This window comes from Streptomyces sp. NPDC044063 (assembly GCF_056434285.1).
Window position 1 is genome coordinate 28391 of record NZ_JBWKFM010000015.1, and the last position, 25601, is coordinate 53991.

The window sequence follows — 25601 nt, forward strand, 5'->3', positions numbered from 1 at the left end:
GCGCCGGGGTCAGCCCTGGCGGCCGAAGCCCCGCCAGCGGCCGCTGAGCCGGCCCAGGACCCCGAACCGGTCCCACTCGTGGAACATCTCCGCCCACTGCCCGCCGACCTGGCGCAGGCAGTGCCGGACCTCCTCGACGTCGTCGGCGGACATCCGGCGCACCTCGGGGCGGAGCACGGTGTTCAGCAGCTCGGTGCGCAGGCCGTCCCACAGGTCGCTCACGCCGGGGGCGGTGTGCCAGGCGATGAAGCAGACGGCGGCGTACGTGGGGGTGGCGGCGAGCAGGTCGGCCACGGCCTCGCCGCGCGCCTCCTCGGCGTAGGCCTCCAGCAGCCGCTCGTCCTCGGCGTGGACGAGGTCGGGCAGTTCGCCGGGGTCGGGCGGCGGGTCCATGGACAGCAGGTGGCGGGCGACGGCGCCGGTCAGCCGCTCGTCGACCCCGGCCTCCAGCGGGGCGGCCCGGCGGCGCAGGGCGGTGATCCGGACGACGCAGCCGGGCGGGGCCTCCCCGGCGGCCAGCGCCCCGGCCTCCTGAAGGAGCGTCAGCGCGGCCCGTGGGCGCGGTGGGAGCTCCGCGCCGCCGGCGGGCGGGCACGCGAGCAGCCGGCCGGCGAGCCGGGGCGCGACCGGGTCGTCGTGGTCGCTGCCGAGGGCGGCGCGCACGAAGGCGTCGTGCAGGCCGTCCGCGTGCGGCCAGGAGTCGGGGAGCGAGCCGAGGAGCGCGTCGGCCTCGGCGGTGGTCGGCGGCGCGTCGCCCCAGATGAGCCGGAAGGCCGTGCGCAGCACGGACGGCGTCTCCCCGTGCTCGCGTCCGGCGGTCCTGACGAGGGTGTGGAGGAGCGCCGGGCGGTCGTACCCCTCGGGGGCGGGGCGGCCGTCCATGGCGGCGGCCATGCGCAGATGGGGGCGGCCGGTGAGGTCGGCGCCGGGCAGCTCGGCGGCCAGCAGCCGGGTGATGGGCCGGGGGTCCTCCGTGGCGGCGGTGCGGTCGAGTCCGTCGAGGACGGCGGCGCGCAGTTCCTTGTGGGCGTCGATGGCGGCGCGGACGACCTTCCGGTCGGGGGCCGTGTCGTCGAGCAGGACGGCGGTCAGACGCGCGGTCAGCACCGGGAGGACGGGGCCGTGGTCGACGCGGAGCGCCTTGGCGAGGCGGAGGAGGGTCAGGAAGCGGACGAGGGGCGTGTCGGCGTTCTCCGCGGCGCGGGTGAGCTCCGCGCGGAGGTCGCGGCGGAGGGGGGCGACGGCGGTGCGGGAGGCCGGCCGGGAGAACTCCTCGGCGAGCGAGGCGAGCACGGTCCACTCCTCGGGCGTGCGGTCCGTGCCGCCGGCGGCGAGGGTGGCCAGCAGGCGGGTGCGCAGGGTGTCGTCGAGGTCGCCGCGCAGCGCCTGCTCGCGGGTCCAGCGGGCGGCGGCGGTGCGGCCGCCGGATTCCAGGGCGATGCCCTCGCGGGCGGCCAGGGCGGCGAGGCGGTCGGCCTCGTCCGTCCCGCCGGGGCCGATGCCGGTGCGCCGCGCGGCCTCGGCGAAGAGCGCGGGACGGCCGGCCAGCCAGACGCGGGCGGCGACGGCGGCCCACAGGTCGCGCTCGGCGCGGGCGGGGCTGCACGGTCCGCCGGTGCAGTCGTGGACGCGGTAGCGGTGCTGGGCGGCGGCGGAGACGTAGTCGAAATCGGCGTCGGGGAAGGCGCCGACGATCTGGTGCCGGGCGAGCATGGGGCGGCGGGTGTAGGTGGTGAAGGTGAGCCGGTCGGCGAGCTCGCGGGGCAGGACCGCGCTGGCGATGGCGATCCAGTGGGCGATGTGGGCGCTGTCCCGTTCGATGACGAGGATCTGCTGGGCGTCCGGGGTGCGGAAGAGGGTCCGTACGTCCGTCAGGAACGGCTCCAGGCGCTCCTGACGGGCGTGGACGAACTCGAACAGGCCCGTCCTGTCGATCCGCCGGGCGGGCACGAGGCCGGCCAGGGGCTGCGGGATGCCGCCGTCCGGGGTGCGGTCCGCCCAGGTGGGTGATTCCCAGGCCTCGATGGGCAGCAGGCCGCCGGGCAGTCCGCCGCCCTCGGGCAGGCGCACGGCGTGGGCGTGGAAGTTGCCGTGCCGGCCGACGCGGCCGGGGCCGGTGCGCACCGTGCGGCAGAGCAGCCGGCTGCCGTCGGAGAGCCGGTTGTGGCTGAACGCCACGGGGAAGACGGCGATTTCCTCGGCGGAGGGGCAGCCCGGGGCGTCGCTGGGCGGTTCGTAGCCGATCAGCTGCTCGGCCTCGCCCAGCAGGGTGATGGGCAGTTCCGGGCTGGCGGCGGTGAAGCGGAAGCCGGAGCCGTTGGGGCCGGGTGCGACGGCGGTGGAGGTGTAATGCAGCTGCTGCAGGATCACACGCACCCCTCGCGCCTCTCGCCCTCTCGTCCTTCTCTTCTCTTACATCTACATCTCTTACATCCTCTTCCTTACATCGGGTGACATCCCACCAGATCCGGTGGGCCGCCGCCCGGGATTTCGCGGGAAGTTCAGTCGTCGTCCTCCACCACGCGGGTGAGGAGGGCGAGGAAGAGCTCGCGTTCGGCGGGGGTGAGCGAGGCGAGGAGGGCCTCGTTGGCCTCGTCGCCCAGCCGGGCGAGGCGGGTGAGACGACGGCGCCCGGCGGGTGTGAGCGTGATGGCGTTCTTGCGCCGGTCGGCGGGGTCGGGGGCGCGCGTGACGAGCTCCTGCGCCTGGAGGTCGTTGAGGAGTCCGACCATGTCCTTGGGATCGAAGCCGGTCGTACGGCCCAGCTCGGCCTGGGCGACGGGGCCGAGGTCGGCGACGGCGGAGAGCACGGCGTGGTGCGCCATGCGCATGCCGTCCTGCGCGAGCGCTTCGGCCACCAGGCGGCGGCCGCGCGCGGAGGCCCGGTTGAGCAGCCAGCTGGGGAGGGTGCGGATGCGGGTGAGCGCGGGCTCGGTGGCGGGCCCGGCCCCGGTCACGGACGCGTGTTCTGCCATGGGGCGAGCGTACCCGGGAAACCGTTGGACTTCCCAACGAAGAGGTGTACCGTAGGGACCACCAACGTTGGGGGGTCCAACGTTGGGAGATCCCATGGTGCGGAGGTGGGTGCGCGTGCGTCGCGTCCGGTATTACGAGAACGGCGGTCCCGAGGTCCTGCGGCTGGAGGAGACCGGGATCCCGGTGCCCGGCCCGGGCGAGCTGCTGCTGCGCACCGAGGCCGTCGGGGTCACCCTGCCCGTCGTCCGCAAGGTCCGCGAGGGCGGTCTGCCGCTGCCCGCGAGCATCGGGGGCGAGGTGGCCGGGGAGGTCGTGGCCCTCGGCCCGGAGGTGAGCGGCTTCGCGGTCGGCGACCGGGTGACGGGGCTGTGCTTCGGCGACGGATACGCCGAGTACTCCGTGCTGAAGGTGGCCATGGCCTCCCCCGTCCCGCCGGGGGCGAGCGCCGTGGACGCCGTGGCGCTCGTCCGGTGCGGGCTGGTGGCCCTCGGCGCCTACGAGGCCGCGCGGCCGGTGCCCGGCGAGTCGGTGCTGGTGACGGGCGCGGCGGGCGGCGCCGGGCAGCTGGCGGTGCAGCTGGCCAAGGCGCGTGGGGCGGGCCGGGTGGTGGCGGCGGTCGGCTCGCCCGCGAAGGCGGACTTCGTCCGGTCGCTGGGCGCGGACGAGGTCGTGGTCTACGGCGACGCCTCCTGGGGCGAGCCCGTGGACATCGTGCTGGAGTCGGTCGGCGGGGAGCTGCTCGGGCCGGCGGTGGCGGCCCTGGCGCCGCACGGCCGGATGGTCACCTACGGCTCGGGCGGCGGCACGATCGAGGCCTACGACCTGCTGGTGGGGGCGAAATCGGCCATCGGCTTCCAGATGGCGCTCATAGCCCGGCACCGGCCGGAGCTGATGGAGCGGTGGCGCCGGGAGCTGTGGGAGCTGTTCTTCGCGGGGCGCCTGCGGCCGCACATCCACGCCGAGCTGCCGCTGGAGGAGGCGGCGAGGGCCCACGGGATCATCGAGGCGCGCGCCAATCGGGGAAAGGTGGTGCTGCGACCCGTGTGAGCCGTCGGGCGCGCGGTCCTTGTGGGAGGAGGGTCCGCCCCGTACGTTGGCCCACCGGACACGTGGGGCCGCGACGGCCTTGACGCGAAAGGGACGGGCCATGGCGGCGCATCCTGCTGACGGTGACCGGCGCCCCGCGACCACCACGCGGGCGGGACGCTCCCCCGGCCGCCGTGCCGGCCCCCGGGCCGTGCGCCGCGCCGCCTCCGTCACCCTGGCCGGTGCCCTGCTCGCCCTTCCGGTCCTGCCGGGCGGGGTCTCGGCGGCGACGGGGCCGGACGGGGCGCCGGAGGGCGGATTCGAGGAACTGGTGCTGTTCCGGGCCGGGCTGGAGCCGGACGGGGGCGCGTACGCCTGCTACCGCATCCCGGCCCTCGTCACCACCAACCGCGGCACGCTCCTGGCCTTCGCCGAAGGGAGGAGGGACAACTGCGGAGACGCCACCGACATCGACATCGTCGTCAAACGCTCCACCGACGGCGGCCGCACCTGGGAGCCGGCGACGGTCGTCGACCCGGGCGACGGCGACACCCACGGCAACCCGGCCCCCGTCGTGGACCGGGACACGGGCCGCGTCGCGCTGCTCAGCACGTACAACGACGGCCGGGAGGACGACGGGAATTGCGACGTGCCGTGCGACCGGACGCCGCACGCGCAGTACAGCGACGACGACGGCGTCAGCTGGTCGCGCCCGCGCGACGTGACGGCGGACCTCCGCCCGCCCGGCTGGAACTCCTGGTACGCCACCGGGCCGGGGCACGGCGTCCAGCTCGCCCACGGCCCCCACCGCGGCCGCCTGGTCGTCGGGCTCAACGCCGAGAGCCACGACGGCGTCCGGATGACCGCCAATCACGCGGCGCTGGCCCTCAGCGACGACGGCGGGGAGCACTGGCGGCTCGGCGCGGTGGACACCCACCGCTACGAGCCCGACGGCACCTACCGGCAGAAGCCCTCCGAGCTGACGCCGGCCGAGCGCGACGACGGTTCGGTCTACGTCAACGGCCGCGAGCAGGACGGCACCGACCTGGGCCACCGCGACGACGCCGTCGCCGTGGACGGCGGGTCGCGCTTCGCCGCGCCCTTCCGGGCCCTGCCCGGCCTGTACGCCCCCATGGTGCAGGCGGCCGTGGTCGCGGCCCGGCCGGGGCGCTGGCTGTTCTCGGCGCCGGCCGACCCCGACCGCCGCCGGACGATGACCATCCGTTCCTCGTACGACCAGGGGCGCACCTGGGAGGGCGCCGAGCGCGGGCGGCGGGTGACCACCGACTGGTCCGGCTATTCCGACATGGCGGTCACCGGCCCGGGCACCGTGGGGCTGCTCTACGAGGCGGGGCGGAGCGACGCGCGGCAGGAGATCCGCTTCGCCCGGTTCACCGAGGAGTGGCTGGGGCCGCGCCGCGGGCCGGATCCGACGACGCCGGATCGCGCCCCCGGCGCCCGCCCTGCGCGGGTGCTCGGCGGGGCACGGCCGGTGCCGGGCCGGTTCGGGGCGGGGCTCGGCTTCGACGGCGTGGACGACGCGGTGCTCCTGCCGTACCGGGACGCGTTGCCGCTGGGGAGCCGGGACTTCACGGCGGTCCTGTGGTTCCGCCGGCGGGCCGGGGCCGGCACCGGGGAGCAGCCGCTGCTGTGGATGGGTGGCGTCGGCGGGGCCCCACAGGTGGCGCTGCGCGGCGAGCCCGGCACCGGGCGGATCGCCGGGCAGCTGACCGCCCGGCCCGGCGGGGTGGAGCCGGCCCGGACGGCGACGGTGCGGGCGGCGGAGGCGTACGCCGACGGGCGGTGGCACCAGCTGGCGCTGCGCCGCGCGGGCGGCCGGCTGACGCTGACCGTCGACGGCGTGTCCACCTCCGTGCCGGACGTGCCGGGGACGGTGAGCCGCAACACCACGTTCGGGGTGCACCTGGGGCAGAAGCCGGACGGGAGGGCGTATCTCACCGGCGAGCTGGACGAGGTCCGGGTGTACGCGCGCGGGCTGACCGACCGTGAGCTGGCGGCGCTGCGGGAGGCGAACACCCCGCCGGCGGCGCGGGAGACGGTGCTCCGGCTGCCCCTGGACCGGCTGACGGCACCGGGTCCCGCGCCGGCCTCCTCGCCCGCGCCGGGCGGGGAACCGTAAGGATCCGGTCGCCGCGGCGTACGCCCCGAGACGGGCGCGGGCGGGAGGGGTTCGGCCGGGGACGGGACCGGGTACGGTCACGGCGCTGTGCGGAGCGTCGCGAGGAGCGAGAGTTGCGCGAGTTCACCGTCCCTTCCCTGGTGACGGCGCCCCCCGTCGGAGGACTGGCGGACGCCGTGTTCGAGCACGCGGACGAGGACCCCGGCAGAGTGGCGCTCGGCCGCAGGACCGCCGACGGCCGGTGGCGGGACGTGACCGCCGCGGCCTTCCGGGACGAGGTGCTGGCGCTGGCCAAGGGGCTGCTCGCGGAGGGCGTGCGGTTCGGCGACCGGGTCGCCATCATGTCGCGCACCCGCTACGAGTGGACCCTCTTCGACTTCGCGCTGTGGTGCATCGGGGCGCAGCCCGTGCCGCTGCACCCCACCTCCTCGCCCGAGCAGGTCTTCCTGATGATGCACGAGGCGGAGGTCTCGGCCTGCGTCGTCGAGCACGAGGACCACGCGATGACCATCGGCTCGGTCGTCGACCGGCTGCCGCGCCTCGCCCGGCTGTGGCAGCTGGACGCGGGCGCGCTGGGCGACCTGACGGCGGCGGGGGCGGTGATCGACGACGACGTGGTGCACCGCCACCGCCACGCCCTCACCCCCGAGTCGCCGGCGACGGTCATCTACACCTCGGGGACCACGGGCCGGCCCCGGGGCTGTGTGCTCACGCACGCCAACTTCATGGCCGAGGCCGACAACGTGGTGCGCCGCTACGAGCCGGTCTTCCGCTCCCGGCCCGGCGAGGAGGCGGCCACCCTCCTCTTCCTCCCGCTGGCCCATGTCCTCGGCCGGATGGTGGAGGTCGCGGCGGTCCGCGGGCGCGTCAAGCTGGGCCACCAGCCGGCGGCGGGCCCGGACGGGCCGCCCGACCTGCGGGGGTTCCGGCCGACGTTCGTGCTGGCGGTGCCGCGCGTCTTCGAGTCGGTCTTCGACGCGGCCCGGCGGGCGGCCGAACGTGAGGGCCGGGGCAGGCCGTTCGAGAAGGCGGTGGACGTGGCGGTGCGCTACGCACGGGCCGTGGAGGAGCGCGCCTTCGGCACCGGCGCGGGGCCCGGCGCCGCGCTGCGGGTGCAGCACCAGGTCTTCGACCGGCTCGTCTACACCCGTATCCGCGAGGCGCTGGGCGGCCGGGTCCGCTACGCGATGTCGGGCGGCTCGGCGATGGAGCGCCGGCTGGGGCTGTTCTTCGCGGGCGCCGGCGTGACCGTCCTCGAGGGGTACGGGCTGACGGAGACCACCGGGGCCGCCGTCGCCAACCCTCCCGAGCGGACCCGTTTCGGCACGGTCGGCCTGCCCGTGCCGGGGACGTCCGTGCGCCTCGCCGGCGACGGCGAGGTGCTGCTGCGGGGCGGTCAGGTCTTCGCCGGCTACCTGGGCGACCCGCGGGCCACGGAGGCCGTGCTGCGGGACGGCTGGCTGGCCACCGGCGACCTGGGCCGGCTGGACGACGACGGCTATCTGACGATCACCGGGCGGAAGCGGGAGGTGCTGCGGACCGCGGGCGGGGAGAGCGTCTCGCCGGCGGCGCTGGAGGAGCGGGTACGGGCGCATCCGCTGGTGGACCGGTGCGTGGTCGTCGGCGAGGCCCGCCCGTACGTGGCCGCGCTGGTCACCCTCGACCCCGGGGAGGTGGCCCACTGGCTGGCGATGCGCGGCAGGCCCCGGATGGCGGCGGCCGAGCTGGTGAACGATCCGGAGCTGGAGGCCGAGATAGGGCGGGCCGTGCTGGCGGCCAACGCGCCGGAGCCGCCCGGCGGCTCGATCCGCGCGTTCCGTATCCTGGCGGGCCGGTTCACCGAGGAGCTGGGCCTGCTGACGCCCACCCACAAGCTCAAGCGGAAGGCGATCGAGCGGGCCTACGCCCGGGAGGTGGAGGCGCTCTACGGCGATGCGTGACGCCATGATGGCTGTACCGGGAATGTAAAGCGGAACGCCAGGGTTGTTCCCGGGGCAAGGAGACCCCTCGACGGAAGTAAGGATCGATTGCCCGTGAGCAACGTCCCGTCCATCACCCTGAACAACGGCGTCGTGATGCCGCAGCTGGGCTTCGGCGTGTGGCAGGTCCCCGACGACGAGGCGACCGCGGCCGTCTCCACCGCCCTGGAGGCCGGCTACCGCAGCATCGACACGGCGGTCATCTACGAGAACGAGGTGGGCACGGGCAAGGCGCTCGCGTCCTCCGGCATCGCCCGTGACGAGCTGTTCGTCACGACGAAGCTGTGGAACAGCGCCTCCGAGACCTGGACGCGCGACAGCGTCCTGCGCGAGTTCGACGCCTCCCTGGAGCGGCTGGGCCTCGACTACGTGGACCTGTACCTCATCCACTGGCCGCGCGCCATGCGCGAGGACTACGTCACCATCTACCGCACGCTCGTGGAGCTGGCGGGCACCGACCGCGTCCGGGCCATCGGCGTGTCCAACTTCAAGCGGCCGCAGCTCGAGCGCGTCATCGCCGACACCTCGTTCGTCCCCGCGGTCAACCAGGTCGAGCTGCACCCGAACTTCCCGCAGACCGAGCTGCGCGCCTTCCACGCCGAGCACGGCATCACCACCGAGGCCTGGTCCCCGCTCGGCCAGGGCCGCGGTCTGCTGGAGGAGCCGGTGCTCGCCCGGATCGGGGCCAAGCACGGCAAGTCCGCCGCCCAGGTGGTGCTGCGCTGGCACCTCCAGCAGGGCAACGTGGCCATCCCCAAGTCGGTGACCCCCTCCCGCATCCGCGAGAACATCGACGTCACCGGCTTCGAGCTGGACGCCGAGGACCTCGCCGCGATCGCGGGCCTGGACACCGGCACCCGCCTGGGCCCGGACCCGGACGAGTTCGACTGGAGCTGACCCGGCGCCGGCCCTCGGCCGGACCGGACGGGACGCCGGGTCCCGGGGCGACGCGCCCCGGGGCCCGGTTCAGCGCGCCCCGTGCCCGGCGGCGACCGCCTCGATCCGGCGGGCCAGTTCCACGTCCAGCCCGGTGACCTTGCCGCCCACGCTGTGGGTGTTCACGGAGAGGGCGACGGTGTTGTAGCCGAGCGTCACGTCCGCGTGGTGGTTCAGCTCCTCCTGGATCTGGGCGATGTGCACGACCATGGCGGCCGCCTGGAAGTGCCCGTCGAAGGCGTACCGCCGCGCGATCCGGAGCCCGTCGGTGGTCCAGCCGGGCAGTTCCCTCAGGCGGTCCTCCACGTCCTGCTGCGAGAGCGGTTCGACTGCCATCACACATCCCTTCCGCGGTGTCACGGGTGTCGACGCCAGCGTCCCATGGGGCGGGGGCACATTCGCGCCAATGTGCGGCCGGTGTCACGGGAGCGTCCGCCGCGGCCTTCCGGGGTACAGGGGACACTCCTATGCTCCTGCGCCGGACATGACACGTTACCGGCGGCAGGGGGCTGTGGTCATGGCGGACGGCACGAGCGGGAGCACGCGCAGAGGATTCATCGGCGGCGCCACGGCCACCGCCGCGACGGCCGCGTTCGGCGGCGGGGCGACGGCATGGGCCGCGCCCCGTACGGCACCCCGGGCCGCCCGGCGCGCCGCCGGGCGTACGGTCGCGGTGCTCGGCGGCGGCGTCGCGGGGCTGACCGCGGCGCACGAACTGGCCGAGCGGGGCTTCACGGTGACGGTGTACGAGCGCAAGTCCGCCCTCGGCGGCAAGGCGCGCAGCATGGACGTCCCCGGCAGCGCCCGCGGCGGCCGCAGACCCCTGCCCGGCGAGCACGGCTTCCGCTTCATCCCCGGCTTCTACCGCAACCTGCCCGACACCTTGCGCCGCATCCCCTTCCCCGGCAACGCCCACGGCTGCCACGACAACCTCGTGCCCTCCACCGAGGTGATGCTGGCCCGCTCCGGCGGCCGCGAGGACATCCGCATCCCCTTCGCGAGCATCGGCACACTGCCGCCCGTCCTCACCCCGGACGCGTTCCTGCGCGCGCTGACCGCCTTCTTCGAGACCTTCGCCGCGCTGCCCGCCCACGAGATCGCCTACTTCGCGGGCCGGCTGCTGGTGTGGTTCACCAGCGGCGAGCGGCGGCGCGCCGAGAGCTGGGAGCGCGTGCCCTGGTTCGAGTTCACCAAGGCGGCGCGGATGTCGGCGAACTACCGGCAGCTGCTCGCGGTCGGCATCACCCGCAACATCGTCGCCACCAAGGCCGAGGTGGCCAGCACCAAGACCGTCGCCACCTGTATGGAGGCGTTCCTCTACAACGCGCTGGGCCGCGGCGCCGACGGCGAGCCGGACCGGGTGCTCAACGCCCCCACCAACGAGGCGTGGATCGACCCGTGGGTGGCGCACCTGCGCTCCCTGGGCGTGACCTTCCGGACCGGCTGGGCCGTGGAGGACCTCACGTTCGAGGGCGGCCGCGTCACCGGGGCCGTACTGCGGAGCGCGGGCGGCGAGCGGGCGACGGCCGTCGCCGACCACTTCGTCTCCGCGATGCCCGTCGAGCACGCCCGGCGGACCTGGAACGCCCGGCTGCGCGCCGCCGACCCCCGCCTCGCGCGCTGCGACCGGCTGCGGACGGACTGGATGACGGGCATCCAGTTCTATCTGACCGAGCCGACGCCGGTGATCCACGGTCATGTGAACCACATCGACTCACCGTGGTCCATCACCTCGGTGGGCCAGGCCCAGTACTGGTCGGGGCGCGACTTCCGGCGGGACTACGGCGACGGCACCGTGGCCGACTGCCTGTCGGTGGACGTCTCCGAGTGGGACCGGCCCGGCATCCTCTACGGCAGGACGGCCAAGCAGTGCACCCGCGAGGAGGTCGCCCGCGAGGTGTGGGCGCAGATGAAGGCGAGCCTCAACGACACCGGCCGCACGGTCCTGAGCGACTCCCGGCTGCACTCGTGGTTCCTGGACCCGGCGGTGGAGCTCGGCGGCTCCACCGCCACCAACGACGAGCAGCTCCTCATCCACCCCACCGGCACCTGGTACGACCGTCCCGAGGCCCGCACCGCCGTTCCCAACCTCTTCCTCGCCGGGGACTACGTGGCCGTGGACATCGACCTGGCCACCATGGAGGGCGCCAACGCCTCCGCCCGCGCGGCGGTCAACGCCCTGCTGGACGCCACCGGTTCGACGGCCGGGCGCTGCGCCGTCACCCCGCTCTACCGCGCCCCGGAGTTCGAGCTCCTGCGCCGGCAGGACGACACGCGCCACCGCCTCGGCCTGCGCAACGTCTTCGACCTGGGGTAGGCGCCTTCGCGAACCACTCCTGCGAACCACTCCCGCGAACCACTCCACCATTCTTGACCGATCGTTCTCGAAAAACCTAAGATCGTCGACGTGGCCAGGACCAAGGAATTCGATCCGGACGCCGCGCTGCTGGCAGCCATGGAGCTGTTCTGGCGGCGGGGCTACGAGGCGACGTCGATGGCGGACCTCGTCGCGCACCTCGGCATCGCGCGGGCGAGCCTGTACGCCACCTTCGGCGGCAAACGGGAGCTGTACCTCAAGGCACTGGAGCGCTACGGGGAGCTCAACGGGCCCCTGATGACCGAGGAGCTCTCGCGGCCGGGGCCGGTGCTGCCGGCCGTACGGGGGCTGGTGCGGCGGTTCGCCGACGAGGCGTCGCGGGACACGCTGCGACGCGGCTGCCTCGTCACCAACACGGCGGTGGAGCTCGGACCGCACGACCCGGAGTGCGCCCGCCGGGTGGAGGCGAGCTGGCAGGCGGTGGAGACGCTGCTGACGGCGGCGCTCACCCGGGCCAGGGCCCAGGGGGAGCTGGCGGCCGACCGCGACGTGGTGGCGCTCGCCCGGACCCTGCTGGTGTTCCTCCAGGGCCTGCGGGTGGTCGGCAAGGTCTCCCCCGCCCCCGAGCTCCTGCACGGCGCGGCCGAGCAGGCGCTGACCCTGCTGGACTGACCGGGACGACCCCGCCAGGGGGGACCCCTGCCCGCATTCAAGACCGATCGTTCTCAAATAGCGTGTACATCCACAGAGGAGACGGCACCATGACCGCACGTTTCACCGGAAAGACCGTCCTCGTCACCGGTGGCGGCACCGGCATCGGGCGGGCCGTGGCGCTCGCCTTCGCCCGTGAGGGCGCCACCGTCGTCGTGGCGGGCCGCCGGGAGGAGCCGCTGAAGGAGACGGTGGCCCTCGTCGAGGCCGAGGGCGGCCGCGCCGGCGCCGTGACCGCCGACGTCACCAGGGCCGAGGACGTCCGGGCCCTGGTCGACACGGTGGTCGCCCGCCACGGCGGCCTCGACGTGGCCGTCAACAACGTCGGCGTGCTCGCCACGCCCGCCAAGGTCGCGGACATCCCGGAGGAGGACTGGCACGCCACCCTGACCACCAACGTCACCGGCGCGTGGCTGTCGATGAAGTACGAGATCGCGTACATGCGCGAGAACGGCGGCGGCGCCATCGTGAACGTCTCGTCCAACCTCGGCAGCCACAAGCGCCTGGCCGGCCTCGGCGCCTACGCCACCAGCAAGGCCGCCGTCTCCACGCTGACCCGCGGCGCGGCGCTGGACCACATCGACGAGGGTGTCCGCATCAACGCGGTGAGCCCCGGCCCCGTCGAGACCCCGATGTCGACCCGGCCGGGCGAGACCGCCGGCGCCAAGGCGGAACGGATGCGCCGCGACGTCCCCGCGGGCCGTGCGGGCACGCCCGAGGAGATCGCCGCGGCGGTCCTCTACCTCGCCTCCGACGAGGCGGGCTATGCCGTCGGCACCGAGCTGGTGCTCGACGGCGGTGTCACGGCCTGACGGCCGCGCTCCGGCACCCTCAGGCGACGAGCTCCGGCTCGTCGGTGGCCTGCCGCTCCGCGGCGTCCGCGGCTCCCTCCGCCTCCGGCGCCTTCGCCGGGCGGCGGGCCACCATCCACACGTAGACGATGATCCCCGCGAAGAGGAAGAGCACGCCCTGGTAGACGGCCGCGTAACCGGCGCCGGCCACCAGCCAGAAGGAGAAGGCGAAGCCGCCGAGGGCGAGCACCAGGTCGCGGGTCATGCGGCCCGCGTGGACCTTGTCCCGCTCGCCGTTGAGCAGGAAGTACACCTGCGCCGCGGTGGCCAGCAGGTAGGGGACGGTGGCGGAGAAGGTGGTGATGAGGACCAGGATCTCGAAGACCCCGCCCACGCCCGCCGTGTAGTTGATGACCGTCAGGGCCGAGGCCAGCACCGCGGCGGCGATGACGCCCGCCGTCGGCACTCCGCGCCGCTTCCGGCCGAAGGCGGCCGGGAACAGCCCGTCCTGGGCCGCCGCGTACGGCATCTGGGCGCTCATGAGGGTCCAGCCGTTGAGCGCTCCGGTGATGGAGATCACGGCGGCGAGCGCGATCAGCGTGCCGCCCCAGTGGCCGCCGAACATCGCGTCGACCGCGTCGGAGAACGGCGCGGTGGAGTCCACCAGCTTGTCGTGCGCGACGGTGCCGAAGACGGCGACGGTGCCGAGCAGGTAGACCACGGCGGCGCCGATCGTGCCGATGACGCTGGCGCGGCCCACGTTGCGCTCGGGGTCGCGCACCTCGCCCGCGCTGATGGCGGCCGACTCCACGCCCACGTAGCTGTAGAGGAGGATCGCGGCGGAGGCGGTGAGGCCGCCCGTCCAGCTGCCGCCGCCCTCGGTGAAGGGGCCCAGCTTGTCCGGGTCGAAGAAGAAGAGACCCACGACCGCCACGAACAGCATCGGCAGGAACTTCAGCACCGTCGACACCAGCTGCACCGCGCCCACCCAGCGCGTACCGGCGAGGTTCGCCAGCGCGGGCAGCCACAGCAGCGCGAGGGCCAGCACCAGGTCCAGCTCCTTGGACCCGCTGCCGGTGAGGACGTGGAGGTAGCCGACACCGGCCACGGCGAGGGCGGCGTTGCTCACCCAGGTCATGGTCCAGTACGACCACGCCGAGAGGAATCCGGCGAAATCACCGAAGGCCTCGCGTGCATAGACATACGGGCCACCGGTACGCGGGAAGCGCCCGGCGAGGCGGCCGAAGACGAGGGCGAGCGCGATCGCGCCCACCGTCAGCACGCCGAAGGCCAGCAGGCTCACCGTGCCGTACGGGGCGACCGAGGCGGGCAGCATGAAGATGCCGCCGCCGATGATGTTCCCCATGACCAGGGTGATGGCGGTGGGGAGGCCGAAACGGCGTGAGGGTGTGCCGTCGGTGTCGTGCATGGGGTGATCGCACCTCTCGTGCTGCGGACAGGTCGCCGATTCTGGGGCGACGTCGCACACCCGTGCAAGGGCACAGGTATGTGCGACAGCACATATTGACCGCAGCCCCGCGCACCGCCAAATTAGATTTTTTTGTCCCGCGGGGCCTGCCCGCCGACCGCAAAAGGTTGCGCGATCACGGCCCCGGACCGCGATTCGTCCACTCCGGCACGCTCCGGTGCCGGCGCGGCCGCCGGAGGGGGCACGGCCGGAATTTGCGGACGCCCACGCGCCTCGCGGAGCCAGCGCCGCAGCACCCGGTGCACCCGCTCGGCGCCCACCAGCTCCTCCCCCTCCCCCACCGGCGGGCTCAGCTCCCCCGGCCACAGCAGGAACGGCCGGCTCTGCTCGCCGCCCAGCCCGCCGTGCGAGCCGATCTGTTCCTCGAAGGCGTGCACCTCGCCCGTGCGGGGGTCGTAGGCGGAGTTGACCATGATGTCCGCCGCGTGCGGGAAGCCCGCGGTGCGCCGTACGGCCTCCTCGGCCCCGGGCCCCAGCGCCCGCAGCGGGCTGTCCGCGGCGCCCTCGCCGGTGTCCAGGACGTGCTCCCGGCCGCCGGAGCCCAGCACCACGGGCCCGTGCTCGCGCGAGTGGACGAGGAGGAACCCGATCCCGGGGTGGTCGGCGAGGGTGCGCAGCAGGGCGGGGTGGTCCGCGTCGATCCGCTCCCGGCTCGCCCGGCCCGGCACGTCGGGGAAGGAGACCAGCCCCAGGTTGCCGGAGGCCAGCACGACCGGCCGCCGTCCGCGCCCCGGGCCGGCGGTCAGCCCGCCGCGTACGAGGTCCGCGAGCGTCAGCCCGTAGCGGGCGGCGAAGGGCTCGCCCGGGCTCTGGCCGTGGTCGGAGAGGAGCACGACGCGGTACGGGCGCGGGGCGTGCTCGATGACCCGGGCGATCAGCGCGATCGCCCGGTCGAGGCCGCGCAGCACCTGGTGGGTGTCCCGGCCGCGGGGCCCCGAGTGGTGGGCGACCTCGTCGTAGCCCACCAGGTCGGCGTAGACGCAGGTGCGCCCCGAGAGGATGTCGCCCAGCACCGCGGCGACGATCACGTCGCGCTCCACGACCGTGACGAAGGCCCGGACGAAGGGGTAGAGGCCGCCCCGGCCGAGGCGCGGCCGCTCCCGGCGGAGCCGGGCGCGCAGGGACTGGCTGATCTCGCGCACGACCTCGGCGAGATAGGAGACGGCGGTGCGGGTGGCGTTGGCCGGGTCGGAGAAGTAGGCGAAGTAGCCGGACCGCGAGCGGTTGTGGCGGTCGCGCCGGGCGGCGACGGACAGCACCAGCGCCAGCTGGTCGGCGCCGCCGGTGAAGAGGTTGCCGCGGCTGGCGCCGTCGGTGGTGAGCAGCCCGCCGTGGCCGGTGCGGGCGGCGGCCCGGCGCTGGAGCTCGGCCACGGCGGCGGGCCGGTTGCCCGCCATCACCTCGCCCGTCTCCTTCTCGTACCAGCGGAAGGCGGGTACGTCCTCGTTGGAGCCGTGGAGGATGCCGAGCTGGCTGGCCGCGGTCTGGCTGGACCAGTCGGTGCGCCAGGGTGTCAGCCGGTGGCCGTCGGCGGCCCAGGCGGCGACGGTCGGCATCAGGGGCGGCCGGCGGCGGCCGCGCGGGCCGGTCCGCTCCCGCAGGGCCTCGCGCAGGACGTCGTGGCCGACCCCGTCGAGCTGGAGGAAGACGGTGCCGGGCACGGACTGCCGGCCGGTCGCCTCCCCCCGGCGGCGCCGGCGGCGGTCGGCGAGCCGGGCCAGCCGGCGGTGGTAGGCCCCGTCGTCGCGCACGGCGACGAACGCGCCGGCCGCCGACGACGCGGCCGAGACGACGGCCGCGACGACCACGGCGGTGCCGGGGCGGGCCGTGCCGCCGCCGACGGGCAGCAGGGCCAGGGCGGTCAGCAGCAGCGTGCCGTTGAGGACGAAGACGAGCAGCCCGAGGACGACGGCGGGCACCAGCAGGAGCGCCCGCACCAGCAGCGGCCACACCACCGCGCCGAGCAGCCCGAACGCCCCCGCGCCCAGCGCGGCCGCGAGCACCGTGCGCGAGGGGCCGTCGCCGCCGGCGGGGTGGATGCGGAAGTCGGGCAGCAGGGCGGCGAGGAGGAGCAGGGTGCCGGTGGAGACCACCCAGGGCAGGACGACGCCGAGCCACCGTTCGCCGATCAGCCGGCCCACGCGATGGGCGGCGCCGCGCACAAGACCCATGCGGGAAGGGTAGAACGCCCGTTCAGAGCGTCGGGTCGAGATCGGAGTCGTAGAGGCCGGAACCCCGGCAGTGCCGGCACTGCCCGGCGCGGTGGACGGTCTCCGCCGGGCCCTCGAACGGGTCCGGGCCGGGGACGTAGGCCAGCGCGCGGGTCACGTATCCGGCGCCGTGGCACCACTGGCAGGTCCTGCCCTCGGGCCCGGGGGCGGGCGGGCGGTCGTCTTCGTCGCTCACGGGGTCGCTCACCGGCCCTCAGCGTAGACCTCGGCGGCGACCGTGCGGCGTGTGCGCCCGATGTCACCCGTCCGGGTGATCCCGGGCGGGGGCGGGACGGCGGACGGACGGCGGCGGACCCCGGCCGGCCAGGAAGTGATAAACGGCATTCCATGAGTCCGTCCGCGACCGTTCACGCACGGGCGGCGGGGGGAAGCACTCCGGTGTCCGGGGAGACATGGAGTCATGAGGGGGGCGCCGGGCGCACGGCGGCCCGTACGAGGAGCTGAGTCCGTCATGGTCACGACCATCCGTCGCACCGTGCTGTCCCTGCCCGCCGCGCCCCTGGGGCCGGAGAACCCGCTGCCGCCGCTGGCCGTCCTCGCCGACGTACACCGGCTCGGCCCCGGCGGGCTCGACGGCTTCCCCGCGGACATGGCCCGGCAGATGCGCTACGCGCCGCTGCGCTCCCTGCTGCCCGTGCGCCGCCGCGACGACTACTCCCGTACCCGCGTCCCCACCACGATCGACGCGATCGTCCTGGAGAACGAGCGGCTGCGCGCCACCGTCCTGCCCTCGCTCGGCGGCCGGGTGCACTCCCTGGAGGACAAGGCCGGCGGCCGCTCCCTCGTCTACCGCAACCCCGTGGTGCAGCCCGCCGGTTACGCGCTCAACGGCGCCTGGTTCTCCGGCGGCATCGAGTGGAACACCGGCGCCACCGGCCACGGCCCGCTGTCCGTCGCCCCGCTCCACGCGGCCCGCGTCCCGGCGCCCGACGGCGGGGAGATGCTGCGCCTGTGGGAGTGGGAGCGGCTGCGCGACCTGCCGTTCCAGGTGGACCTCTGGCTGCCCGGGGGCTCGGCCTTCCTCTACGCGGGCGTCCGCGTCCGCAATCCGCACGACCGCCCGGCGCCGGTGTACTGGTGGTCCAACACCGCCGTCCCGGAGGCCCCGGGCACCCGCGTCCTCGCCCCGGCGGAGTCCGCCTGGCACTTCGGCTACACCCGCTCACTGCGCCACGTCCCGGTGCCGCGCTGGGAGGACGCCGACCGCTCCTACCCGGCGGACGGCGACCGGCCCGCCGACTACTTCTACGACCTGCCCGACGGCGAGCGCCGCTGGATCGCCTCGCTGGACGCGGACGGCCGCGGGCTCGTCCAGACGTCCACCGACCTGCTGCGCGGCCGCAAGCTGTTCCTGTGGGGCGGGGGCCCGGCCGGCCGCCGCCGGCAGGGGTGGCTCACCGAGCCGGGGACCGGCGGCTACGCCGAGATCCAGGCGGGCCTGGCGCGCACCCAGCTGGAGCACGTACCGCTGGAGGCGGGCGGGGAGTTCGCCTGGCTGGAGGCGTACGGGCCGCTGGCCGCCGACCCCGCCCTCGTGCACGGCGCCGACTGGCGGGCGGCGCGCGCCGAGGTCGCGGACCGGCTCCAGGCGGCGCTGCCCCGCGCGGACGTGGAGGCCGCCCACGCGGCCTGGCGGCCGTACGCCGACCACGAGCCCGGGGAGTTCCTGGCCACCGGGTCGGGCTGGGGCGCGCTGGAGGTGGAGCGCGGCGGCCTGAAGCTGCCCGGGACGCCCTTCCCCGCGGCGACGCTGGGCCCCGAACAGCGGCCGTGGCAGGAGCTGTTGCACACGGGCGCGCTCACCGAGGAGGGCTCCGAGCCGGGGCCGTCGCTCGTCTCCCCGCGCTGGCGGGACCTGCTGGAGCACGCCGAGCCCGGCCCGTACGCCGCCTACCACCTGGGGGTCGCCCAGTGGCACGCCGGCGACCGCTCGCAGGCCGTGCGCAGCTGGGAGCGGGCCCTGCGGGACGGCCTGGAGTGGCCCGCGCTGCGCTGCCTGGCCGCCGCCGACCGGGCGGCCGGCCACCACGAGCGGGCCGCCGACCGCTACGCGGACGCGATCGGCCGGGCCCGGGAGCGGCGGGCGTCCCGGGCGGCGCTGGCCGCGCTGGCGCACGAGGCGGTCACGGCGCTGCTGGCCGCCGGGCGGGCCGACGCGGCGGCGGAGGTGCTGGCGGGGACGCACCCCGCCGACCGCGCCCGGGGCCGCTTCCGGCTGCTGGGGGCGCGGGTGTCGCTGGCGCGGGGCGAGGCGGCGGCCGCGCGGGCGGTGTTCGACGAGGGGTTCGACCTCGACGACGCGAGGGAGGGCGAGACGGCGCTCGCGGAGGTGTGGTTCGCGATCGCCGAGCGGCTGGTCGCCGGGGACGGCCCGGTGACGCGGGAGGTGCGGGAGCGGGCCCGGGAGCTGCATCCGCTGCCGGAGCGCTACGACTTCGGGGTCCGTGCCTGAGCGTGCCGGACGGGCCGCGTGGGCGGCCCGTCCGGGGTGGTCACGGTGTGGCGTCAGGCCGCCCTGCGGTCCACGTACTCGAACACCGATCCGTCCGGGTGCCGGGCCACCAGGTTGCGCCCGATGGGCGTGGGCACCGGGCCCGCGATGATGTCCGCGCCGACCGCCTGGAGGTCGGCGAGGGCCTCGTCGACGTCCGTGACGGCGATCGTCGCCGTGATCCTGCGCAGGACCGACACCTCCGATTCCGGGCCGCTCATCAGGAAGAAGCAGCCGACCGCGGCGACGGAGACCGCGCCCCGCCGGAAGCGCAGCGCCTCGGCCCCCGTCAGCCGTTCGTACACCGCGATGGACGCTTCCAGATCACTGACGCACACCCGTAGCGAAGTCCCCAGAATGTTCATGAAAACCAGGCTAGTTGACCCTGCAGAGCAGTTCGCCGTGGAGCACGGAGAACCACGCGTCCTCGTGACGTCCCCATGTCCGCCAGGCGTCCGCGATCGCCTCCAGGCCCGCGCGGTCCGTGTGGCCGCCGCCGACCGCGTGGCCGGCGTAGGCCGAGGAGAGGGTGCGGTCCGCCCACAGGTCTCCCCACCAGAGGCGGTCGGCGGGAGCGGCGACGCACCAGGCGTCCGCCGAGGAGGTGACGTCGGTCAGGCCCGCGCGCCGGGCCCAGGACAACAGCCGGCTGCCGGCGTCCGGTTCGCCGCCCCCGGCGCGGGCGACCCGCTCGTACAGGCGGCTCCAGTCGTCGAGTCCGGGCACGCGGGGGTACCAGGCCATGGAGGTGAAGACCACGTCGCGCACGGCCACGACGCCGCCGGGCCGGGTCACGCGGCGCATCTCGCGGAGGGCGGCGACGGGGTCGGGGAGGTACTGGAGCACCTGGTGGGCGTGGACGACGTCGAACGAGCCGTCGGGGAAGGCGAGGGCGCGCACGTCGCCGGTGGTGAAGTCGACGTTGGCGACGCCGCGTTCGCGGGCGGTGGCACGGGCGTGGGCGAGGACGCCCTCGGCCGCGTCCAGGCCGGTCACCCGGCCGTCCGGGACCCGCGTCGCGAGGTCGGCGGTGATGCTGCCGGGGCCGCAGCCGATGTCGAGGACGCGGTGCCCGGGGCGCAGCGCGGGCAGCAGGTAGGCCGCCGAGTCGGCGGCGGTGCGCCGGCCGTGGGAGCGCAGCACGGACTCGTGGTGGCCGTGGATGTAGACGTGCTCCTTGGGCTGTTCTTCCCGTTCGTCGCGCGCTTCGGGCATGGTGGTTCCCTTCGCTCGGTGACGGCGGCCGCGGCGGTGGGCGGCCGTCTCCACGGTACGCCTCACGTCTCGCATGACGAGAGCCCCGTCCCGGTATGTGGGACGCCTCCTCACCCGCCCGCCCGTGTCGGCCCGGCCCCGGGCGCTCCCGTCTGCCAAGGTGGACGGCAGAGGCGGGCACGGTCCCGGCCGAGGTACGGAGGAGGCGCGGATGCGGCGGGATTCTGCGGCGCTCTCCGCCCTTCCGGCGCCCGAGCGCGGGCTGCCCGTGCTGCCGGAACTCGCCGAGCGGCTGGCGGAGGCGGCCGCCACGACCACCCCCGAGCCGGTCGGCGGCGGCCCCGACCTGCGCACGGCCGCGGCCGGCCACTGGGCCCGGCGCGGTCTGTCCTGCGACCCCGGCCTGGTCCTCGCGGCCCCCGGCGCCGAGCCGCTGCTGCTCGCGCTGTTCGCGTCGGCGGGCGGCGAGGTGCTGCTGACCCGGCCGTGCGCCGCCTCGTACAGCCCGCTCGCCCGGCTGGCCGGGCGGCTGGCCTACCACGTGCCCGTGCCGGCCGAGTCCGGCGGCGTGCCCGACCCGTTCGCGCTGCTGGAGACCGTGGGCCGGATCCGCGCGGAGGGCGGCCGGCCGCGCTTCCTGGTGCTGTCCGTCGCCGACGACACCACCGGCACCGTCGCCCCGCCCGAGCTCGTCCACGAGGTCTGCGAGGTCGCGGCCGCCGAGGACCTGACGGTCGTCAGCGACGAGACCTGGCGCGACACCCGCCACGACCCGCACGGGACGGTCTTCGTCAGCCCCGCCGAGATGGACCCCGACCGGGTCGTCGTCCTCACCGACCTCGGGGGCGCCCTCGCCCCGCCCACCTGGCCCGTCGCCGTCGCCCGCTTCCCGGCCGGCGGCACCGGGCAGGCCCTGCGCGCCCGCGCCGCCTCGCTCCTGACGGCCGTACGGGCCGAGCTGGCCCCGCCCGTCGCCGCCGCGGCGCGCTGGGCGCTGGCCGAACCCGCGCCGGTGCGCGCCCGTACGGCCGCCGCCGCCCGGCTGTACGGCGTCCTGGGCGCCGCGCTCCGCGAACGGCTGGACCGCACCGGGGTGCTGTGCCGGCCCCCGCGCACCGGGCCCCACCTCTACGCCGACCTCGGCGAGCTGCGGGACGCGCTCGCCGCCCGGGGCATCACCGACTCCTTCGAGCTGGAGACCCACCTGAGCGCCGCACTGGGCCACCTCGTGCCGGGCGGGCACCGCTTCGGCGAGGCCCCCGACACGCTGCGGGTACGGCTCTCCGTCCTCCCGCTGCTGGGCGCCGGGGAGGAGGAGGCGCGGCACGCCCTCGACGCGCCGGACCTGCCGCGGCGACCGGACGTCGCGCAGGCGTTGTCCGCTCTTGGAACGGCGTTCAGCGAACTGGCCGGTCCCTGATCTACCGTCGATCGGGGAACCCGCGGCCCGCCCGCCCCCGGCGGCCCGCGCCGCGCCCCCGGTTCCGGTTCACCACGAATGGAGCCCCGGATGTCCGAACAGACCGAGCGCCCCCTCGCGGAGCCCCGGCCGCTCGGCGAGGTGCGCGCCTGGCCCCGGTCCTTCGCCGACCGCCTCACCGCTCCGCTGCCGGGCGTACGGGCCCTGGCCCGCCTCGCGCGCCGGGGCCGGCCGCGGCCCACGCCGCGGATGCTGCGGGAGCTGGCCGGGCAGGCGGTCGCGCCGGGCCCACTGCCGGTGGTCGGCCCCGGCACCACGGCGGTGACCTGGGCGGGCCACGCCAGCTGGGTGATCGCCACGGGCGGGCTCACGGTCCTCACCGACCCGGTCTGGTCGCGCCGCATCCTGGGCACGCCGCCCCGGGTGACCCCGGTGGGAGTGCCCTGGGCGGACCTGCCGCGCGTCGACGCGGTCGTCGTCAGCCACAACCACTACGACCACCTCGACGCCCCCACCCTCCGACGGCTCCCCCGCGACACCCCGCTGCTGCTCCCGGCCGGGCTGGCCGGCTGGGCGCGCCGCCGGCGCTTCACCCGCGTCACCGAGCTGGACTGGTGGGAGGCCGTGGAGCTGCCGGGCCCGGCCGGGCCGGTGCGCTTCGACTTCGTACCGGCCCACCACTGGAGCAAGCGCACCCTGACCGACACCTGCCGCTCGCTGTGGGGCGGCTGGGTGATCACCGCGCCGGGCGGGCAGCGGGTGTACTTCGCCGGGGACACCGGCTACGGCCACTGGTTCGAGCGCATCGGCGCCCGTCACCCCGGCATCGACCTGGCCCTGCTGCCCATCGGCGCGTACGCGCCGCGCCGGCTGCTGGGCGGCGTCCACACCGACCCCGAGGAGGCCGTACGGGCCTGCGCGGACGTGGGGGCCCGGGCGATGGCCCCCATGCACTGGGGGACGTTCCTGCTGTCCGCCGAACCGCCGCTGGAGCCGTTGCACCGGGTGCGAGCGGCCTGGGAGGCCGCCGGGCGCCCCCGGGAGGACCTGTGGGACCTGCCGGTGGGCGCCTCGCGGAAGCTCATGGGTGCCACGTGAACGTGAACCGGTTGGCTCCGTGGCCGGTGCACGTCAGCCCGGACGGGAGGCGGCTGGCGCGGGTGTCCACGCCGACCACGCCGGTGATCTCGTCGTAGCTGAAGGCCAGCGATCCCTCGGCCGCGACCCGCTCCCCCTCCCGGACGACCAGCCGCACCGTCGTCCCCTCCCGGACCCGGAACGCCCGGGCCTCCTCGCCGGCCGCGAGGACGACGTCGGCGAGGCCGTCGATGCCGTCGTGCGCGGGCAGGAGGCGCAGGGTGAGGCCCTCGGCGGGGCCGGCCCCGCGGCGGAGGTCGGCGCCGACCGTGCGGCCCTTCGGCCCGTCGGGCGGCACCACGGCCAGGCTGTGGAAGCCGCCCGCGGCGACGAGGGTGACGTGCCGGTCCGCCGTCTCCGCCAGGATGCCCGACACCTGGCCGTCGCCGTCCTTGCCGGCGGCCAGCAGCTGCCCGTCCCGGGTCGCCGCCAGGCTGTGGAGGCTGCCCGCGGCGAGGGCGGCGATCCGCCGGCCCTGGGCCTCCCGGAGGATGCCGGAGACCTGGTGGTTGCCGTCCCGCCCCGCCGCGAGGAGCCGGCCGTCGTCCGTGAGCGCCAGGCTCTGCAGGGCGGCGGCCGAGACGGCGACGACCTTCCGGTCGCGGGCGGCGGCCAGGATGCCCGACACCTGGCCGTCCTCGTCGCGGCCCGCCGCCAGCAGCCGGCCGTCGGCCGTGACCGCCAGGGTGTGGAAGTCCCCGGCCGCCACGGCCGCCACGCGCCGGCCCGCGGCGGCGGCCAGGATGCCGGAGACCTGGCCGTCGCCGTCGTGCCCCGCCGCGAGGAGCTCGCCCTCGCCGGTCGCGGCCACCGAGTGCACGGTGCCGCCGTCGGCCGCCACGATCCGCCGGTCCGCGGCCGCCGCGAGGAGCCCGGACACCTGCTCGTTGGCGTCCTTGCCCGCGCCGAACAGCCGCCCGTCGCGCGTCACCGCCAGGCTGTGGAAACTGCCGGCGGCCACGAACGCGACGGCCCGCCCGCTCGCCGCCGCCACGATCCCCGTCACCTGCCCGTCCTCGTCCAGGCCCGCGGCCAGCAGCCGGCCCTCGTCGGTCACGGCCAGGCTGTGGTAGTCGCCCGCGGCGACGGAGCGGACCAGCGCGTCCGCCGCCTGCCGGAGGACGCCGGACACCTGCCCGTGCCCGTCCAGGCCCGCGGCGGACAGCGTCCCGGCCGCGCGCGGCGGGGCGGGATCGCCCGCCGGCTCCCCGGACTCCCGCTCGGCGAAGTGCACGGACATGGGCCCTCCTTCACTCGCGGCGCGCAGCACCTCCCACGCTGGTGGCCGGGACGGGCCCCGGCACGCGCGGTGGGCCGAACGGGTGACGCCGGCGCGGTGGCACGCGGGCGGTCAGCGCAGCCGCCGCCACAGCGCGGGCGTCGCGCCCACGGCCAGGGTCAGTGCCACGGCGGCGAGGACGCCCTGCCACGGCCGGGCGAACAGCGAGCCGCCCACGATCCCGACGACCGCGTAGGTGGCCGCCCAGGCCAGGCACGCCGGGGCGTCGCCGCGGGCGAAGCGGGCCGCCGGCACCCTGGCCAGCAGGCAGGCCAGCATCACCGGGACGCGCCCGGCGGGCACCAGCCGGGAGAGCACCAGCACCGTCACCCCGTGCTCCTCCAGGCCCGCGCGGGCCTGTTCCAGCCGCTCGGGCGCGGCCCGCTCCCGCAGCCCGCGCAGCCGGCGCGAGCCGTCGCGGGAGGCGACGCCGCGCCGGCCCAGCCCGTAGAGGGCCAGGTCGCCGAGGAAGGCGGCGAGGGCCGCGACGAGGAAGACGCCCGCCAGGGGCAGGGGCGAGCTCTGGTGGAACGCCACCACCGCCGCCGAGCTCACCACCGCCCCCGTCGGCACCACGGGAACAAGCGACCCCAGCACCACCAGCAGGAACAGCGACGGATAGCCCACCGCCTGCTGGGTGGACTCCGCCGGGACGACCGTCCCCACCGCCTGCGCGAGCGCCCCGCTCACGACCGCCGCACCGATTCGCCGTGCCCCAGCCGGTGGACCACGGCCTCCGGTGCCTGCCGCGCGGCGTGCCGCGCGAACTCGTCGCCGGGCGCGTGGAATTCGTACGGCCGCACCGCGCCCATCCCGATCGGCCAGTACGTGCCGTAGTGCACGGGCACGGCGCTCGCGGCGCCCAGCGCGGCCAGCGCCCGCGCGGCCCGGCGCGCGTCGAGGTGGCCGTGCCCCAGGAACGGGCCCCAGCCGCCCACCGGCAGCAGCGCCACGTCCACCGGCCCGGCCTCCTCGGCCATCGCGTCGAACCAGCCGGTGTCCCCGGCGAAGTACGTACTGGCCGTGCCCCGCACCACATAGCCCAGCGCCGGGACCGTGCGCGGCCCGTACGGCAGCCGCCGCCCGTCGTGCGCGGCCCGCACCGCCCGCACCCGCACCGGCCCGGCGGTCACCTCGTCGCCCGGCACGGCCTCGGTGACGGCCAGCCGGCGCGCGGCGGCCAGCCGGGCCAGGCCCGGCACCGCGCGCGGCGCGCCGCGCGGGACGACCAGCCGGGTGCCGGGCGCGAGGCGGGCCAGGGACGGCAGGTGGAGGTGGTCGGCGTGGAGGTGGGACACGAGGACCAGGTCGGCCGCGGCCGCCTCGGCGGGCGGCGGGGGACCCGCGCGCCGCCGCAGGTGGGCCAGGCGCGGCGCGAAGAGCGGGTCGGTGAGGACGCGCACCCCCGAGTCCGTCACGGTCACGGTCGCGTGTCCCCACCAGGTGATGTCCACGGGCACACC

At 76.0% G+C, this 25601-nt stretch carries 21 protein-coding genes; 10 read left to right on the forward strand and 11 right to left on the reverse strand.

The annotated features are described in order from the left end of the window. Positions 1-9 precede the first annotated feature (9 nt). Positions 10-2370, reverse strand: coding sequence for a GTPase-associated protein 1-related protein (locus tag AC07BS_RS19765; protein WP_478640184.1), 2361 nt, complete (start codon positions 2368-2370; stop codon positions 10-12). A gap of 131 nt (positions 2371-2501) precedes the next feature. Then, positions 2502-2975 carry a MarR family winged helix-turn-helix transcriptional regulator gene (locus AC07BS_RS19770; RefSeq protein ID WP_478640186.1) on the reverse strand — a complete coding sequence of 158 codons (474 nt, stop codon included), beginning with the start codon at positions 2973-2975 and terminating at the stop codon, positions 2502-2504. 115 nt (positions 2976-3090) lie between these two features. On the opposite strand from AC07BS_RS19770, the gene AC07BS_RS19775 reads away from it, so the two are divergent. The 4 genes from AC07BS_RS19775 (at position 3091) to AC07BS_RS19790 (ending at position 9018) form a co-directional block, all read left to right on the forward strand. Then, on the forward strand, positions 3091-4023 hold the full coding sequence (locus AC07BS_RS19775; protein WP_478933442.1) for a quinone oxidoreductase family protein: 933 nt from the start codon (positions 3091-3093) through the stop codon (positions 4021-4023). 100 nt (positions 4024-4123) lie between these two features. Continuing rightward, a complete protein-coding gene (locus AC07BS_RS19780) occupies positions 4124-6142 on the forward strand; it encodes an exo-alpha-sialidase (protein ID WP_478933444.1) in 2019 nt (672 codons plus the stop codon). Positions 6143-6255: 113 nt separating this feature from the next. After that, on the forward strand, positions 6256-8082 hold the full coding sequence (locus AC07BS_RS19785) for an AMP-dependent synthetase/ligase (protein ID WP_478933446.1): 1827 nt from the start codon (positions 6256-6258) through the stop codon (positions 8080-8082). 93 nt (positions 8083-8175) lie between these two features. Further along, positions 8176-9018: an aldo/keto reductase gene (locus AC07BS_RS19790; protein WP_478640196.1), complete on the forward strand. Its 843-nt coding sequence runs from the start codon at positions 8176-8178 to the stop codon at positions 9016-9018. Positions 9019-9087: 69 nt separating this feature from the next. On the opposite strand, the gene AC07BS_RS19795 is transcribed toward AC07BS_RS19790, so the two are convergent. After that, the gene (locus AC07BS_RS19795; RefSeq protein WP_478640198.1) at positions 9088-9393 is read right to left on the reverse strand and encodes a 4a-hydroxytetrahydrobiopterin dehydratase; all 306 of its coding nucleotides are present in this window, start codon (positions 9391-9393) and stop codon (positions 9088-9090) included. Positions 9394-9541: 148 nt separating this feature from the next. Between AC07BS_RS19795 and AC07BS_RS19800 the strand changes: the two genes are divergently transcribed. The 3 genes from AC07BS_RS19800 to AC07BS_RS19810 all read left to right on the forward strand — a co-directional run bounded on the left by AC07BS_RS19800 (position 9542) and on the right by AC07BS_RS19810 (position 12897). Next, a complete protein-coding gene (locus AC07BS_RS19800) occupies positions 9542-11374 on the forward strand; it encodes a hydroxysqualene dehydroxylase (protein WP_478933449.1) in 1833 nt (610 codons plus the stop codon). A 90-nt stretch (positions 11375-11464) separates the two neighbouring features. Beyond that, positions 11465-12046 (forward strand): TetR/AcrR family transcriptional regulator, encoded by a 582-nt coding sequence (locus AC07BS_RS19805; protein WP_478640202.1) that lies wholly within the window; start codon positions 11465-11467, stop codon positions 12044-12046. 89 nt (positions 12047-12135) lie between these two features. After that, positions 12136-12897, forward strand: a complete 762-nt coding sequence (locus AC07BS_RS19810; protein WP_478640205.1) for an SDR family NAD(P)-dependent oxidoreductase — start codon at positions 12136-12138, stop codon at positions 12895-12897. 19 nt (positions 12898-12916) lie between these two features. Here AC07BS_RS19810 and AC07BS_RS19815 read toward each other — a convergent pair whose 3' ends face one another. The 3 genes from AC07BS_RS19815 to AC07BS_RS19825 form a co-directional block, all read right to left on the reverse strand. Beyond that, positions 12917-14305 (reverse strand): amino acid permease, encoded by a 1389-nt coding sequence (locus tag AC07BS_RS19815; RefSeq protein WP_478640207.1) that lies wholly within the window; start codon positions 14303-14305, stop codon positions 12917-12919. 122 nt (positions 14306-14427) lie between these two features. Beyond that, entirely contained in the window at positions 14428-16536 is a 2109-nt protein-coding gene (locus AC07BS_RS19820; RefSeq protein WP_478933452.1) for a phage holin family protein, read from the reverse strand. Between the two features lie 22 nt (positions 16537-16558). Further along, positions 16559-16783 carry a hypothetical protein gene (locus tag AC07BS_RS19825; protein WP_478933454.1) on the reverse strand — a complete coding sequence of 75 codons (225 nt, stop codon included), beginning with the start codon at positions 16781-16783 and terminating at the stop codon, positions 16559-16561. Between the two features lie 264 nt (positions 16784-17047). Here AC07BS_RS19825 and AC07BS_RS19830 point away from each other — a divergent pair, with 264 nt between their 5' ends. Then, on the forward strand, positions 17048-19048 hold the full coding sequence (locus AC07BS_RS19830) for a DUF5107 domain-containing protein (RefSeq protein WP_478933457.1): 2001 nt from the start codon (positions 17048-17050) through the stop codon (positions 19046-19048). Between the two features lie 53 nt (positions 19049-19101). Here AC07BS_RS19830 and AC07BS_RS19835 read toward each other — a convergent pair whose 3' ends face one another. Both AC07BS_RS19835 and AC07BS_RS19840 read right to left on the reverse strand, forming a co-directional pair. Continuing rightward, entirely contained in the window at positions 19102-19452 is a 351-nt protein-coding gene (locus AC07BS_RS19835; RefSeq protein ID WP_478640215.1) for a VOC family protein, read from the reverse strand. A gap of 10 nt (positions 19453-19462) precedes the next feature. After that, positions 19463-20302, reverse strand: a complete 840-nt coding sequence (locus AC07BS_RS19840) for a methyltransferase domain-containing protein (protein WP_478933459.1) — start codon at positions 20300-20302, stop codon at positions 19463-19465. 211 nt (positions 20303-20513) lie between these two features. Between AC07BS_RS19840 and AC07BS_RS19845 the strand changes: the two genes are divergently transcribed. Both AC07BS_RS19845 and AC07BS_RS19850 read left to right on the forward strand, forming a co-directional pair. Then, positions 20514-21722: an aminotransferase class I/II-fold pyridoxal phosphate-dependent enzyme gene (locus AC07BS_RS19845; protein WP_478640221.1), complete on the forward strand. Its 1209-nt coding sequence runs from the start codon at positions 20514-20516 to the stop codon at positions 21720-21722. A 78-nt stretch (positions 21723-21800) separates the two neighbouring features. Next, entirely contained in the window at positions 21801-22820 is a 1020-nt protein-coding gene (locus AC07BS_RS19850) for an MBL fold metallo-hydrolase (RefSeq protein WP_478933462.1), read from the forward strand. Here the strand turns inward: AC07BS_RS19850 and AC07BS_RS19855 are convergent. The 3 genes from AC07BS_RS19855 to AC07BS_RS19865 all read right to left on the reverse strand — a co-directional run bounded on the left by AC07BS_RS19855 (position 22804) and on the right by AC07BS_RS19865 (position 25598). Then, positions 22804-24099, reverse strand: a complete 1296-nt coding sequence (locus AC07BS_RS19855; protein WP_478640226.1) for an RCC1 domain-containing protein — start codon at positions 24097-24099, stop codon at positions 22804-22806. The genes AC07BS_RS19850 and AC07BS_RS19855 overlap by 17 nt on opposite strands. Before the next feature lie 111 nt (positions 24100-24210). Then, positions 24211-24828 carry a DedA family protein gene (locus AC07BS_RS19860; protein WP_478640229.1) on the reverse strand — a complete coding sequence of 206 codons (618 nt, stop codon included), beginning with the start codon at positions 24826-24828 and terminating at the stop codon, positions 24211-24213. Then, positions 24825-25598: an MBL fold metallo-hydrolase gene (locus AC07BS_RS19865; RefSeq protein ID WP_478640232.1), complete on the reverse strand. Its 774-nt coding sequence runs from the start codon at positions 25596-25598 to the stop codon at positions 24825-24827. Before AC07BS_RS19865 ends, AC07BS_RS19860 begins: the two co-directional genes overlap by 4 nt. Positions 25599-25601 lie beyond the last annotated feature (3 nt).